The sequence below is a fragment of the Paenibacillus sp. FSL H7-0737 genome, from assembly GCF_000758545.1.
Taxonomy (GTDB): domain Bacteria; phylum Bacillota; class Bacilli; order Paenibacillales; family Paenibacillaceae; genus Paenibacillus_AQ.
Genome location: NZ_CP009279.1, coordinates 3,374,957 through 3,390,835, shown reverse-complemented (window position 1 = coordinate 3,390,835; position 15,879 = coordinate 3,374,957). Strand labels below are relative to the sequence as shown.

8 protein-coding genes are annotated in these 15,879 nt (G+C 46.7%); all 8 read right to left on the bottom strand.

Annotated features, from left to right (window positions below):
* Window positions 1–98 precede the first annotated feature (98 nt).
* Window positions 99–1,526, bottom strand: a complete 1,428-nt coding sequence (locus tag H70737_RS14665; protein ID WP_156113113.1) for an ABC transporter substrate-binding protein — start codon at window positions 1,524–1,526, stop codon at window positions 99–101.
* Window positions 1,527–1,667: 141 nt separating this feature from the next.
* The gene (locus H70737_RS14660; RefSeq protein WP_042188345.1) at window positions 1,668–2,552 is read right to left on the bottom strand and encodes a carbohydrate ABC transporter permease; all 885 of its coding nucleotides are present in this window, start codon (window positions 2,550–2,552) and stop codon (window positions 1,668–1,670) included.
* Between the two features lie 5 nt (window positions 2,553–2,557).
* Window positions 2,558–3,490 (bottom strand): carbohydrate ABC transporter permease, encoded by a 933-nt coding sequence (locus H70737_RS14655; protein WP_197071202.1) that lies wholly within the window; start codon window positions 3,488–3,490, stop codon window positions 2,558–2,560.
* Between the two features lie 275 nt (window positions 3,491–3,765).
* Complete coding sequence (locus tag H70737_RS14650; RefSeq protein WP_042188343.1) at window positions 3,766–5,871, bottom strand: alpha/beta hydrolase; 2,106 nt, start codon at window positions 5,869–5,871, stop codon at window positions 3,766–3,768.
* On the bottom strand, window positions 5,864–8,506 hold the full coding sequence (locus H70737_RS14645; RefSeq protein ID WP_042188341.1) for a glycoside hydrolase family 2 protein: 2,643 nt from the start codon (window positions 8,504–8,506) through the stop codon (window positions 5,864–5,866). Before H70737_RS14645 ends, H70737_RS14650 begins: the two co-directional genes overlap by 8 nt.
* 502 nt (window positions 8,507–9,008) lie before the next feature.
* Window positions 9,009–11,813, bottom strand: coding sequence for a DUF8487 domain-containing protein (locus H70737_RS14640; protein WP_042188339.1), 2,805 nt, complete (start codon window positions 11,811–11,813; stop codon window positions 9,009–9,011).
* Window positions 11,814–12,043: 230 nt separating this feature from the next.
* A complete protein-coding gene (locus H70737_RS14635; RefSeq protein ID WP_042188337.1) occupies window positions 12,044–13,156 on the bottom strand; it encodes an alpha/beta hydrolase in 1,113 nt (370 codons plus the stop codon).
* Window positions 13,157–13,395: 239 nt separating this feature from the next.
* On the bottom strand, window positions 13,396–15,855 hold the full coding sequence (locus H70737_RS14630) for a GH39 family glycosyl hydrolase (protein WP_042188335.1): 2,460 nt from the start codon (window positions 15,853–15,855) through the stop codon (window positions 13,396–13,398).
* Window positions 15,856–15,879 lie beyond the last annotated feature (24 nt).

The following is a 15,879-nucleotide window of genomic DNA, read 5'->3' as shown; positions in this document are numbered from 1 at the left end:
TAATGCACCTCTCCTTTATCCCTTAGAGTAGATTTGTCAATCTACGCAGAAACGGCATCGCCGCCCTTCAGAAGGACGACGCCGCCGTTTGACTGTGTTTATTTCACCTTGTCGAGATAATCACGTTGGAATTCTTCAGCAGCCTTAGTCAAAATCTCCAGTGGATCTGCGTTTTTGTCTGTTAGGACGGTTTGCAGTACAATATCCAGCTTCTGGTACAATTCCTGAGCGTTGACCGGCTCTTCTGCCCGCATGCCTTTGCTGCCGTTGTCCATATAATCACGGAACAAATCCAAGTTTACATTGTTGTATTTGTCGAGAATCTTCTGTTCTTCACCAATCCGTTTCTCATCTGTCCAAATCCGCAGGCCGTAAGGGCCTACGATCAGCCCCTGATCACTCAGTGTCTTTTTCTCGATATCCCAACCAGTTAATGCCTCTTCTGAGGACTCCGGTGTGAAGCCGTAGGTTTTTAGCCATTTGAATCCAGCATCAATCTGCTCAGGGGTTACATTAGGCGAGAACATATATAGACCACCGCCGAGCAGAGTTACAGGTTTCCCGATCGGTCCAACTGGAAGGGCGGACATTGCTACATTATCTTTAGACATTTTGGTCTGCTGCTGGATGACTGGAGGCCAGTCATTCATGCCGAAGCTCATAGCGACTTGATCGGTTCCGAACATGCGGAACATGTCATTCGTAACATCCACCAGATTATTGTCCGGCAGGACATCATATTTCCATTTCAAGTCCTTCACATATTGCAGGGCCGCCGCTGCCTCTGGAGAATTGAACACCGCTTGCCATTTTCCATCTACCTGTTTCTCGAATTCCGCGCCGTAAGCCCAAGCAATGTTCATGAACATCCAGCCACCCTGGCCGCTTTTGGTTGGCAGGAATATTCCCGCCTTACCGGTCTTTTGCTTGATGATCTGCGCAGTTTGTGCCAGCTCTTCATATGTTTTAGGGAACTTTGGTATGCCCTTATCGTCCAGCAGTCCAGCTTCCTTGAAGAGATTCATATTGTACAGCATCCCCATCACGTAGCCGTCCTTCGGAATCCCGTAATATTTGCCGTCCTTGGTCACCATCTTCAGCAGATCTGGATTGATCGCTTTGTCATAGCCATATTTTTTCATCGTATCCGTGATATCTGCCGCGTAATTTGCCTTAATGATTTTGCTAGTTTCTGTAAAAAAGGTTTCGTACACCGTAGGAAGCTGACCGCTAGCCGCTTTAGGCAAGAAAGAGCTGACATCATAACCCCATTCATCCTTGTCCACAATGATATCTGGATAATTAGCTTTCATCTTCGCCATGAGCTGCTCATACTGGGCAATTTTGGCTTCCTCATTCGGCTTCGGCCAGTTGCTGACCTTGATCGTCACCTGTTTGTTGCTCGCTTCCTCCGTATTCCCTCCGGCGTTCTCTTCTTTGGAGCCTCCGCAGCCAGCCAGACCGGCCGTAAGTAGCAGCGTTAGCGCCAGTGTAGCTGTAATTTTTTTGGTGTGTTCGATTCTCAATGTAATTCCCCCTAGTCTTATTGTTAAAGCATTCTTCACAACATGTAAAGCGCTTTCTTTTAAATCTGAAATCATCTTACCACGCACCTTCTACAGCACCCTACGGGGCAAAACTGTGAAATGGTTTGTGATCGGGTGATGTTACTCTTTAATGCTGCCGCCCATGGATTGTCCGTTCATAATGTACTTTTGGAAAAAAACAAACAGAATAATCGGCGGCAGAATCGCAAACGTCAGCGCAATAAACTGAATGTCCTGCGGCAAAGTCGCTTTCAGATTATAGATGGCCACAATGACCGACCAGGTCGATTTATCCTTCAGCACCATAAAAGGCCAGAAGAAGTCCTGCCAGACACTGTTCATCGTTAGTATTGTAATTGTGGCCATAACTGGTCCGCTAAGCGGGAGGATTATCCTGATAAAAATGCCGATGGTGCTCGCTCCGTCAATTTTGGCCGCTTCCAGCAGCGCCAGTGGGATGGTATCAAAAAAGTTCTTGAAGATCAGAATTACCACTGGATTCACGGCAGCCATAAACCACATCGGCCAGTAGGTATTGGTCAGATTCAAGTGCAGCAGTGGAAAATCAATCAGGTTTTTGAACAGCGGCACCATACCGACTGTATTCGGAACCATCATGGTCCACACGATCAGAGCAAACAGCAGTGCACTCCCTCGAGGCTTCAGCTTGGAAAAAAAATATCCTGCCAGCCCGTTAAACGTAAGACAGAACAGTACAGAACCGACGGCTAAGTAAGCCGTATTCAGATAATAACTGAAAAAGTTAAATTCCTGCCAGGTCTCCCATAGCTTGCCAACATTGAATGAGCGAGGGATCAGGGTGGGCGGGATCGCATAGAACTCTTTGATGTCTTTAAGACTCGAAACCATAATCCAGACCGGAGGCAGAATACAGACGGCGGCAAGCACAATCATCAGAATGAACATGCACCAGTACAGCACGCGCACCCAAGGTGATCTATATTCTATATTGCCGATAATACCAAATGCTTCTTTTGTTTTCATAGCTTCTACTCCCTGTTCAATTTCTTATCCAGCCGGAAATAAATAATAGTTAGCACCATCAGAACAAGAAAAGTAATAACCCCCAGCGCCATGGAATGCCCTGCTTCAAAACTTCGGAACGCATAATAATAACTTTGCAGCATCAACGTCATCGAAGCATTGTTTGGCCCACCCTCGGTCATGACTAGAGGCTCGTTGAAAATCTGGAATACACCGCTAATCTGCAAAATCATCATCAATCCGATCATGCTGGAGATTTGCGGAATGGTGATGCTTTTAAATCTCCGCCACACATTCGCACCATCGATGGAAGCCGCTTCGTACAGATCATGATTAATGCTTTGCAGACTGGCTAGATAGAGCAGCACCGTTCCCCCGAAATTCCGCCAGGTAATCGTGAAAATAATCAGCATAATCGTCATGTCCGGGTCCTGAAGCCACTGCTGCACCGGGAATCCCAGAGCACTCAGCATAATATTCAGCACGCCGCCCTTCCCAGGCTCAAACAGAAACATCCATAACATCGAGGCAGCAATGCCGGGAACCATGCTCGGAAAAAAGACCGAAAAGCGGAAAAACGATTTCCCATGCCTGAGCTCATTGATCACAACTGCGACTATAATGGGTACAGCAAAACCGATCAGCAGCGACCAGAACACATACACGAAAGAGTTGGTCAGTGTCTGCTGAAATGCTGAATTCTGTATCACATCCTTGTAATTCTGGAGTCCGGCAAAGCTTACGGCATTATAACCCTCTGTATTGAAAAATGAGAGCACAATGCCCTTGACCAGCGGCTGCCAGGAAAAAAAGAAAAAGGCAAACAGCGTAGGGACAATTAATATCCAAGATGACCAATCTCTAAATAGACGCCGCACAGGATAACCTTTCTTTTTCTTAGTCATTAAAGGATTTAGTTCAGTGGTTCTTCCAATCATGCTCCTGTCCTTCCTTCCTCCCGAAGCCAAGAATTCACTCCGGTCAGGCGTTGTATAGTTGTTATATTTAAATGATAGCGCTTCCTACAAAACCTCGAAATCCGGTAACCCTGCGAAAGCGTTTGTAAAGCTACTTATTTTGCTGGCAAGCAATCATGCGAGAAATATAAGAGATTGTGTATGGTATGAAACTTATACTTTCTTATATTTCAAAAAAAGCGATGTACGCACCGGAATGGTCGTACACCGCTTATGTTCATGGTATGACGCTTTGTTTAGGCCTCACTTAGCCCTGAGCTAATGCATAGGACGGCTGCTTCCGCTCGAAATGCTTCGCTCGCCGGATTGGGCTGCTCCTCCAAAATGCGGAGAACCGCCTGCGGCTCCACGCCGGGCTGCGGCACACGGGATGGAGATACTACGTTCCAGTCCTGTTCACCCTTGAGCCTGTAAGATAACTCATAGAGATAATAACCCGCATGCTGCCCGTCAGCGAGTTGACTTACCCCATCCTGCCATGAGCAGAGTTCAAGAGGATGCTGTTTGTCAGGTAAAACACCGGACGCGAGGGTAATGCACTCATTACGGACTACCTGCTGCTTCTGTTCCCAAGCCTGCTGATCTAGGATTCCCAGCTCTAGGCGGTATTCCATTCCCGGCTCTCCATAAAGAGTCCAAGCCACTGGACTACCCACCGCTACGAACTTCGGTGCCTCCAGAAAAACTGGCTGATGAACCGGAACAAAACGTTCCGTCTGCTCCCACTCGCCCGCAGCTGGACTGCGTCTGCGATAATGCACCGTCCCCGTGAATTCAAGCTCCTGTTCCTGTAGTATAGCTTTTAGACACAGAGCAGCCTGCTCGTAAAGGTCCGTGCAGTTGTTATGCCCGAAGCGGTAGCCGATCTCATGGCGAAGTGGAATGCCGTGACGCCGGACCAAGGCCGCGAAGGCAAAGCTGAATCGACTGAGGGTAAAGGCATCATGCGTGCCGTGGTTTATCAGTAGCTTAGTGCCGCTCGCTTTAAGGCCGTCTAAGAAGAAATCGGATTCCAGTCCGGTCGTTTCCCGCAGACTTGCAGAGTTACCAGCTCCCGTAAGTGTCTGTAGCAGAGTCTCGATACCTGATCTTCCGGTCTGAGGATGCCGCCAGTCCTTCTTCCAGATATCCCGGTAACCGGTGTCCACCTCTGCCACATGCCAGATCAACGGGCATGCCCCTTCCGCAAACTCACGGGTAAGCCCATTCAGAATTAGCGGAGGTGCATAACACAATGTGTACCGCACCCGATACGGCAGCCTTAGAGGATTGCCTCCCGCCAGCAACGCGGTCAGCCCACCGCGTGAGCCACCTACGGCCACAACCTGCTCCGCATCACCACCATAGCTATCTTGGCCTTTGGCAATTGCCGTCCCAATGCCGGCGTAAATGGAGCCTTGCAGGGAGCGGCTGCCGATGTAACCTTCACCGTTCCAGAGAACACCAACAACACCTTTGCCTGTGCTGGCTAGAGTCTTTCCGATGATTTCCAGAAATGAGGGACCTACAGTGCTGAAGGTATTTTCATTGGCATCATAATAACCGTTGAATAACAGCGGATAGCCCTTAACATTTTTCGCACTCCAATTGGGCGGCAAAATATAGGACGCAAGGCTATGCTGACCGTTCTTCGTAACTAACAGACTGCCGCTGATGAGCTGAAACACAGGCGCATTGCTTAAAAGAGCCCCATCGTCAGCGGTTTCATTACAGAAGACCACCGGATACCCGAAGGTCTTCAGGATACGGTCGCTCAAGGAGATGGCAACTAAATCATCTACTGCATAGAGACTGTAGCGGTCACCAATATAGCGTTCAAATTGCGGGGTTTTAAGTGCTTTATCCCCTTCGTTACTGCCGAACAACTGATAATCTTCGGTATTGTATACATAAGGGCTATCTGGATCGTTATTATAGAGCACTACATGCTCAGCTACAACCTTCTCTCCAGCTTCGTCCATCCGCAGGGTCCCGATGCCGTCGGTCCCACCATAACGGAAGCCGCCTTTCCCCTCAGCAGCACTGTTATCCCAGTGTGACACTACTGGAAGCGTATTGGTCAGCAACGGGCTGACCAATACGAACACTCCTTCCTCTGAATTCTGGGTTCCATCAGCGTTCTCAGCCTCGACTGTATCCTCTCGCAGGGTTGACCAAGCGGCTCTGTGGAAAGTCACTTCACCGCTCCGCAAGCAGGCTAGCAGTAGTTCTGCGTTGTGCAATTTTAAGTAATCGGCCACAGCCCTAGTAACGGGTAGAGCAATGGGTTCAGATCCACCACTCAGAATAAAGCGACTTAGCGGAACGTATTTCCCCGGTACAAAACATAATGATTTACTCATAAATTCCTTCTCCTTCATCTGGTATCGTATCGCCATGTGCTGTCAGAAACGAGCAAAATTTAATTTCTGGCAGACCGTCGGTACTACAGTAATTCTCCCCAGCCAGAAATCCTCCCGACAGTTTTGGTGTGCAAGTAACCGTCACCGTCCTTTTTTCTCCTGGAAAAAGGGTGAGGAACTGTTCTTCTGCTTCCATCCAGTAGCGGTCCCCCTTCTCCTCTGCATGTACATGTAACAGTACTTCACTACCAGTATTATGGAGAGTGAAGTGAGCTTGGTGACTTATCTTTCCTACACCAGTAGGTTGCCATAAGCTTTCCTGCCGCACCTGAAGGTTGCCACCTGTAAGATCAAGTGCTGGGGCATAAAGATGTTGGTTAGCGGTAGAGAACACATATAAATTTTGCTGCGATTCTTCTTCAATGTTCCGGAATGACAATCTGACAAAATATAATAGATCCTCAGGCTCAGGCACGCTGAAATTCAACTCCCCAACACAGACAGCACGATCTTTGTCTCCTTCTGCCTCGAAGGTTTGCCGATATAGGCTTCTGCCCGTTGCATCTAGCACTTCTGCATCAACCTTTACCTTGCTTCCATCCACACCATGTACGAATACATTTCCATGAAATCTAGTACCAGGCGTTAAAAGTAGGCTGCGATAATCTAGCGAAGCATGCTGCGGACGGAAGGCTTGTTTCACCCAGTGGTAGGCCATTTTAGTTTCACCATAATAATCTACAAGATTGGTGCAAGACACATTCGGCCATGGCTCGTTGAACTGCCAGACAATGCTGCCGCTGTTCCGGAATTTGCGGCGACGGTTAGCCTCCAGCACGAAGCGGATTCCTTCTGCCTGCATCCATTGGCTGCAAGCAGAGAACTGCTTCAAATCATTCATGCTACCGAACATTTCTTCTTCACGGCTTAGCGTATCCCACCACTCCCCGTGATGTCTCCATACGGCGCTGTTCTCCATCGAGACAGGCTGCTGGTTGGCTTCATTCAGAAATTTCTCTAGGCTTTTGAGAGAACTCAGACCGTCCACACCAAATTCGCTATGCAGCAGATTATCGTTACTGCCATATAATTCGTAGTGATAGGGGTTGCCCATATACTTCCAGTAGCCATGAACATCATGCCCCTGGCCGTTGGCTTCCGTAATATACTCCACCGGACCAGATGCCGAGGTCGGCAGAAAGAGCCGCTGCGGATCATACTGCTCTACCAGCCCCTTTAGCATCGCCAGATTGGAATCACTGAGGTCTGAAGGCTTGTTTGGTTCACTCATTAATTCATTTCCACCGCTCCATACCGTTAGTGATACATGATTGCGTTTGTCGCAGAGTGCGGTGCAAGCCGTCTTACGCAGCAGTTCCAGGAACTCTGGCTGCTTGGATGGAATATTATCAATGCCAGAACTCGATTGGATGAACTCCTGCCAGACCATAATGCCGTTTACATCACATAAGTCGTAAAACGCTTTCTTCTCAATGATTCCACCGCCCCATACCCGAATTAGGTTGATATGTGCCGCTTTCATAAGATGGATCATCTGCTGATACTGTTCGACCGTCACATTTCCGTAGAGATGATCCAAGGGTGTCATATTTACCCCTTTTATATAAATCTTGCACCCGTTGATCACAACCGTATAAGGTAGCGCGTTGTCGGGGCTTCCTTCATTAAGGATATAATTAAGTTTGCGGATGCCTGTCTGTAAGCTTCGTGTATCGAGCTCCATATCGTCTTCGTCCATTAGCTTCAACTCAAGGCTGTAGAGCGGTTGTTCTCCGTAACCGTTTGGATACCATAGCTGAGGTTCAGGTATTTCGAGCTCCGTGTTCACAACTTCTCCCGCAAGAACAGAGTACGTCTGAACCAGCAGCGGATTCCCCTTCGGATCAGAACAAGTGATGCTCGCTGTCAGCCTTCCTGTATGTTCAGGACCAGCCATCTGTTTGATGCTTGCCTGAATAGAAATTCGACCAGACACCTGCCCGTCATTTTCACCAAGGTCCGCATCTGTAGTGATCGACACGTCTTGCCAAGAACAATCCCGGTGAACCCTCAGTACCACATCATCCCAGATTCCGACGTTAACTAACCTGGTGGAGAAATCCCATTTATAATTAAAACGGCTCTTCTGCGTAAAGGTGGCCGAAGTTTTGCCGATTTGACCCATTTCATCCGGTGCCTGCTTCAGTAGCACTGAGATTTCCAGACTCTCCCGCTCCGAGAGGAGATCTGTAACATCAAATACAGCAGGTTCGAACATTCCCTTATGTTCACCCAACAGGATATTGTCGGCGTAAACAGCTGCTTCATAGTCTAGCCCCTGAAAGACCAGTTCAACTCGGGATGCCTTCAGCTCAGGATGTTTCAAAGTCGTGCGGTAAACCCACCAACGGTTCTCTACCCATTCACAGCTTAAGCTGTTCAACTCTTCATAAGGATTGCTAATCCAGCCCTGTCTGTAGAGATCATAATGAACTCCACCCGGCACAGTAGCTGGCATCCAGTCTGTAACTCCCATCAATTCCTGCCCTAGCTCCATGCTGGTGCCCTTTAACGGCACCCAAGGCCAGTACCCCTTGACTTCCCACTTTAGATCGTTCAATAATATTTGTTTCATGTCTTCTCCCGTTCCCCCAAATCCTGCTTAATTTGGCGCTGTTCATGACTAAGAACGGATCTGGCGCCATCGGTTAATGCGCTTACAATTCTATTCATCCAGCTTCATTACCAATGATAGCATCGGGTTATCATTTTCGAAGGCCCCTAACCCTGTGAAATCGTTTGTTAATCTGCGCAGTTGCAGATAAATACAAACAACTATTCTAGAACCAAGCCGTTTGTAGAACGCGAAAAAAGGAGTTCCCTCAAGCCGTGAAAGGCCACTGGGGAGCCTCTTTCTGAGCAATAGGTTCACTGGAGTCCGAAACTCTCACAAGCTAGAGGATGATTACACTGTTGAAGTTGAAGTCTGCCTCCTGACTAGCACAAAAAGAGCAGCGGTTCTCTCGTGACTTAGAGAATCGCTGCTCTGCTGTTAAACGGTCCATCGTATATAAAGAATCACTGTCCCTGTGTTCTGTTCATCCATATGAAATACAATGAAGAGTCTTAGCAAACCCCTACTTGATTAACTCAAGAAGCTCGTTAACAGTTGCTTTGTATTGTGGTTTGAACGCTGCGGATTTCATGTAACCCGCAAGGCTTGATAAGAACTGTCTTCCTTCAGGCGTATTGCTTACCTTGTCTGCATCTAAAGCGCACACTAGTAAGTTGCCTGCTCCTACGCTGCATTCCACGAGGAAACTAAGCTTATGGTTTCTTTCAAAATTGTCGATGGTCTGCACCACGGGATTCCAACTTCGATCAGCTTCATCCATGATAATGGATTTTGAGTGCTGAACGATATTCCACCATGGATATGTTGAATACTCCTCGGTAGGGAACTCGTGGAATACAGGATGGCTGTTATCAATTAACAGCCCCATGGTACCCACAGGAACTGGCCGGTTCATGCTCTCTGAGATAGAGCGGAACATTGGGTAACACCAGAAATCTGTGCAGTAATAACCCTCGACAGCATTTTGGAGAGTTTCCGGTTTCGGCATCAGCAGCACGTTCTCACCTTGCTCCAGCAGTGCAAGCGCATCACTAGACAGCTTGTCGAATACATGGATGCCTTCCAGCATATTGCCGCTCTTTTCTGGGTAAATCCATAGATCGTAGCTCTTACGAATATCTGTCCCCTGTATCGAGAGAGACAATACGATTGTACTCATCCGGTCAACTACAGGCAGCGTTATTTCCAAATCGCAGATATTGATGTAATTCGTTCCTGCAGGAACGTTCACCTCGCTTGTCCCTTCTGCCAAAATACCGTTATCGACAGTCAGTTCCCAACGTAATTCAAGTGTATCTGGCAAACCGCTGCGGAAGCAGCTTAGCTCTACATGAGCATCGAACGGTTCACCGGAGACATAGTTATACTTAGGAAATCTCGCCAGCAGAACGGCATCATTACAGAAGGTTCGCCATTCCTCAGGGCTAATCATTCCTTTGGAATCCATAAAGGCGTCGAGGACACCTACTAATGCTGTTCCCTGACCGCTGAAATCCTGGAGATCCAGGAGCTGGAAGCCGGCAAGCCGCCGGGAGCGGAATGCCGCCTCGAGTTCCTCTTTGTAACAGGCTACGGCCAGCTGACCTGAACATTCGAAGTATTTAGCGGCTAAATGCCCCAGTCCCTTACTTTCCAAGCGTTCACGGAAAATTTTGAAATTCTCGGCCTTGAGTGGTCCGTTATATTTTTCGATCTCTTCAAAATTTGGATAGGTTGCGTATTGTCCAATCTCATGCGAAACAACAGGAATATGCGGTATCCATTCTCCGGATGCCTCATCTGCCTTCACGGTCTTGGCTTCGGTACCATACTGAATCTGGATCTCACCGCCAGCTGTATCTTCGATCTTCTCTCCATCTAAGAGATCCAAAGGTACGATTTGATCATCATAATCCTTCATTGTACTCGGCAAGGCAGTCTGTACATGTCCTAGTGGTGCATCACACATGGCATAAGAGCCTCTAAATAGTCGGTCTCTGGAGAAGCGTACCCCACTGAAGAAATCGTCATGTTCCAGAATTTCCGGTACCCATTGGTGGTTGTTGGAGCCCTGTGTATAGAGAATCCGATTATCGAACGCTTTATAGTCCTTCAGGAAAGAATCAATTTTAGCTTTACTGCCCCATAACTCATTACCAAGGGACATCATCACGAAGGAGGGATGATTGCCGAAGGCCTGGAGAATGGCATAACCCTCACTGATCAGATAATCCTGCTCTGCTTGATTATGGCCATCATCGGTTTTTTCCGTGATTGTACCCCAGAATGGAAGTTCTGGTTGCATATAGATCCCAAGCATATCCGCAGCGGTAAATGCAGCCTCCGGTGGACAGCAGGTATGGAAGCGATAATGATTGATACCATAGGACTTGGAAATGCCAAGGATTCTTACCCATTCCTCGACATCAGTTGGGGCATAGCCGGTGAGCGGGAAGATCAGGCCGTCATGTTTGCCGCGGAGAAAGGTTTTCTCTCCGTTGATTGTAAACTTGTCGCCCTCCGCTCGGAATTCCTTCAAACCAAAGATAAGCTCCTGTTGGTCAGTAATATGTCCATCCCTGTCTTTCAAAACAAGGGTTATATTATAAAGATTGGGAGCGCCTTCACTCCAGAGCAACGCGTTTTGTCCTAGCACATAATCGACGGAAAAAAGCCCCGGTGAAACAGGAAACTCACGCTCGTCCACCGCGTGTGTCTCTTCACTATTGAAGCTTTGGGCAGACACCGCAAGCGTAGTTTCACTGTTGCTGTCCAAAATTGCTGTAATACGAACCGTACGTTCAGTCAGATTCGACTCCAATCGGATATTAGTAAGCTGCGATTCCCCATAGAACTGAAGCTCCATACGACCGGTAATTCCATTCCAGTTGGTCTGGGTATCCTGTGAAGTCAAATGTCCGCCTTTGGTTGGGTAATCGATATTGTCCACACGGACGGTGATTGTATGAATTCCAGCTTGTAGCTTCGGCAATTCATATATATGCGGGGTGTTCAGACTATTACGGCTACCGATCTCCGTATTGTCCAGCCAAAGCGTCGTAAGTCTCGTCCGTTCCAAAAATAGATAGCAGGCCTTACCAGCCAGCTCATCCGGAATGAATACCTCTCTTGCAAACCAGACTTGCCCTTCAAACAAATATTCATCGGTTAGAGCGCTTACTAAAACTTCCTCGTTCTTTGGTCCTTTACGTGCGTATGACGTTGTTCCCGGCAGTGTGATAACATCTGTAAAAGGCAAGGTTAGTCCCTGTTTTGTCTCATCCAATTGCAACTTCCATTCGCCTTCTAGGTTGATCTTTGTCTGCAAAATATCACTCCTATTATGGTAATCACTGAACTCTAGCAGTATAATGCTCTACTATATAAAGCTTAGCATATTAAGCCAGATAATTCAGTAGAGTGGTTAACACTCATTTGAATGACGACAGGTCTAAACTTACAATATAGCCGGAGCATGAATGTGCCTGATGACAAGATTTAATAGTAATTTCAGAACAATAAAAAAAGCCGCAATGAGCGGCTTTTGAATATAATTCATTACACATTCTCCAGCATGAAATTCCCAATTTCAATCAAACTATCTTCCGCTTGCGGTGTGACCCCCACCTGATCGGCAAAGCCGTGAGAAAGTCCTTTGTACCGTACCGTTTTCACTTTGACGCCCGACTCCTTCAGCTTTAAGGCATATGCATCATCCTCAATCCGCAGAAAGTCATATTCGCCAAACAAAATAATGACAGGCGGCATCCCTTTCAGATCTCCTCGCAGCGGGCTCACATAAGGGATTGTATCATCGGGCACGCCCAGATATTCACCTAAGCCGACAGTTCCTAAACCACCGCTCAACAGATCCAATATAGATCTAATTTCTTTTTCCTGAGAAGGGGATATTTCATAAACATCTCTGCGCTGCATATGTTCCTGCATACCTGCTGCGTCCACGCTTGGATATAGTAGTGCCTGTGCCTTTACCATCTGCGTTCCTTCATCCCGATCTTTCATTGCGCATACCGTGGCTAAATTCCCACCTGCGGAATCACCGGAAATACAGATGCGATTCGGATCACCATTAAATTCTTCGGCGTGAGCATATATCCATTTCAACACGGTATAACAGTCGTCGAGCCCAGCGGGGTATGGGTTCTCCGGAGCTAAGCGGTAATCAACCTGAATCGATACACAGCCCGTATTTGCAACCACAAGCTTGCACATCTCCTCTACTACTTCGGGTCCTCCTGCTACGAAACCGCCTCCGTGGATGTAATAGAACACTGGCTGCAACTCTCCACTCTTCTTCTGCGAAGTGTAAATTCGTACCGGGACAGCAACATTACCGTTTTGAACGGTAGCATGCCTCACATCAACACCTTCAGTAATCGGAATGCTGTTCACGCCATTCATCATCTTGCGCATTTGGGCTGCACTTTTTTGGATATTTTTCTTTCGGCTGCCTTTCAACATCATCTTAACCAGCATTCCCTTGAAACCTTTTAGGATTGACTCCATACTTTGATAAAAGCGAGGATCCAGTACACCAGGCTCATCGGTTTCAGGAATAGGCTTAATCAGGATATCCAGTCCATTTTCATTAATTACATGTTGCCTTTCTAGCATCGATGTAAGAAGCTGTTGCGAATATTTACGTTCCATGATGATTACTCCTTTTCAAATGTTGTATGGTAAAATGATTTGCGGCGATTTGTATTGGTTGCCATAACTCAATTATAGGTTTGGGTTTGCAGAAAAAATATCGCATTATTTCTTTTGTTATATCCTTCTTTTATCATTAATATTGAAAGCGATTTCAAAAATGATGTCGAGAGCAAAAATACAATATAAAAAACAAAAAAGGACAACACTAAAGTCATCCTTGTTATACTATTCTCTATTTAACGTGTTAATCTAATCACTTGTACCTCATGTGGTTGTACAACAGCATTTACCACAAAATTTGCTGTCACTTGCAGCGAACGTATTTGAAATAACGGCAGGGACCGACCTTCAAGATAAGACCATTCTTCTGGACGCATGTCCTTAGGTGCCCCCATATTCAACCATTCATCAAAGGCGCTTCCCCCAGCCGGACCTACTGAATACCTTCGCTCTGTATAAACACCCGGCGTTAAGCCGTCTAGACGAATGTGATACTGACGGGTATTGCGTATATTGAACACGTTGTAACGTTCGGTTTGAGTCAAGTGAGTGGTATGACGGTAGCGATATAGAGTATCATAATGACAATAATTATATAGAAATATCTGTATTTCACCTTTCGAGGAAGTTATAAAATACCCATCACCTTCAGCTATCAGACCGCTTCCTGCATAACGCAACAATTGCAGCGCCCGATAACAGCTTTTGGGCAAACCTCCGCGAGTGAATAAACCAAACCCGCCATGAAAAAGATCCGACGAAGGAACAATTTCCTCCATATGGTCACTGAGCGACCAGTATCCCATAGCCTCAAAGTGGTCGTAATTCTCCAGAATATTTTTGAAAAGAAAAGCAGATTTGTAGGAGGTATCATTACACAAATCACGCTGCCATATGTTATTACTCCACTCTTCAAGAATCACAGGCAGACTAGCGAAACCACGTTGACGCAACAGCTTTTTGACCTTATGTAACGCGTGTTTCATAAACTGTTCATCGCCGCTTACCGCAAGTGGAAAAGCTTCATCCTCTGCCATGAGCTGAAGACCAGTGTCTTCCTGACCCGGTAAGATGCTGTGATAAGCACGTAGAGCCAGAGAGTCGGGCAAACAATTCCCCTTACTGCAAGACACTAGGAATTCGCTGATAAAATTACTAGAATCAATGTTGCTTCCTGGACCAACAATATGTAGCTGCGGATCGATAGCACGGATGGCGTGGCTGGTTTCACGGTAAAGCACCCAGTATTCTTCCATGGTAAACACACCATATCCTGAAAACTCTGGACTCACAAAAGGAGCAAATCTCCATTCCCGCACGGACTCAATCCCATACCGATCAATGAAATGCCTAACAAGGGAAGTCACAAGGTCGAGCCATTTGTCAAGATGCTCAGGCATAGAAAGGATGCTTGGCCTCTTAAATGGAAACACGGCTTCCCTCGCTAATGCAGAAGGCATATAACTAAATTCAACATAAGGCTTTAACTCCACTGAAAGCATGAAGTCCAGTACCTCATCTACATAAACAAAGTTATAATCTGCGCTACCAGACATTTTCCTGACATACAGCATCATGTCATCGTCTAACAGACCTTTGCAGCGCATATAGCGAAAGCCAATCTCCTTTTGCAGCTTTCGTATTTGCGCCTGTACCGCGCCATTCAACAGATCCTTGGCGTAACCTGCATTAATCAACGTCCGCCAGTTATGACTCAGCGTCCGAATCTTACGGCCAGTGTCCACATGAAGATCATATCCCTCATTGACCTGAGGTTGGACAATGGAGTGCTCGTTGTGATGCAAATGCCGCATTAGTGAAGTGAAATCGGTCGAAAATCCCGCTGTGACCATTCTGTTCTCCTGTGGATCTGTCGCATCATGCTCATTTACTAGACGGTATTGCCCTGGTGTAACACCAAAGCGCCGTTTGAAGGCGTCGATCAAAGCGTTGGTACTTGGAAATCCAACTTCTGAGGCGATGTCCGTGATCGTTCTTTCACTACGAAGAAGTGCCACTGCCTGACTCAGTCTGACATTTGTAAGGTAGGCAGTAAAAGTAAGGCCAAGCTGTTTCTGAAATAAATGGGACAGGTAGGAGCTACTTAAATAGATAGTGGAGGCTAGTCCACTCAGAGTAATATTTTCCCGATAATGTCGGTGGAGATAGTCGGTTGCTTTGCGCAATCTTTCCTTACTTGAGGATTTGGAGGGATCCTTCTGCTTGTTCTGCTCAAGAAAAGTATGCACTAGACTGTTCAGCAGTACACCTACACGACTACGCATTAGTATAGGTAAACGAGATTCGTTTTTGTAATAGGCCTGGAATACACTGGCGAACTCACTTCGGATTACATTAAAGCGAGCTTGTTCGTCCTTAGGGTATAGAAAAGACTTACACTCTATAATTATACTTTCAATCTCAGGACAAAAAGCTGCCAAAAATGCCGGCGAGATAAACAGCGATAGCGCCTTGCCCGAACCTTTCATATTTAAAGCGTGCAGTTGGTAGCTATTCAATACAATAATGTCATCCTGCTGAACTTCATAGGTAAACTGATTGTCATCCAACTGTAGTACCCCAGTTCCCTGCAAGATGTACATTACCTCAAGTTCTTGATGCCAGGAAGCGATAGCGTCTTCAGGGAGATTAATTGAAAACCTGAAATCCGAGGCTATCAATGTATTTTCTTGCATACCTAACCTCCTATTCTTAATCTT

Excerpts from the sequence above, each read along its gene's own strand:
- H70737_RS14660 (WP_042188345.1), bottom strand. The coding sequence starts at position 2,552 with ATGAAAACAAAAGAAGCATTTGGTATTATCGGCAATATAGAATATAGA.
- H70737_RS14655 (WP_197071202.1), bottom strand. The coding sequence starts at position 3,490 with ATGATTGGAAGAACCACTGAACTAAATCCTTTAATGACTAAGAAAAAG.
- H70737_RS14650 (WP_042188343.1), bottom strand. The coding sequence starts at position 5,871 with ATGAGTAAATCATTATGTTTTGTACCGGGGAAATACGTTCCGCTAAGT.
- H70737_RS14645 (WP_042188341.1), bottom strand. The coding sequence starts at position 8,506 with ATGAAACAAATATTATTGAACGATCTAAAGTGGGAAGTCAAGGGGTAC.
- H70737_RS14635 (WP_042188337.1), bottom strand. The coding sequence starts at position 13,156 with ATGGAACGTAAATATTCGCAACAGCTTCTTACATCGATGCTAGAAAGG.
- H70737_RS14630 (WP_042188335.1), bottom strand. The coding sequence starts at position 15,855 with ATGCAAGAAAATACATTGATAGCCTCGGATTTCAGGTTTTCAATTAAT.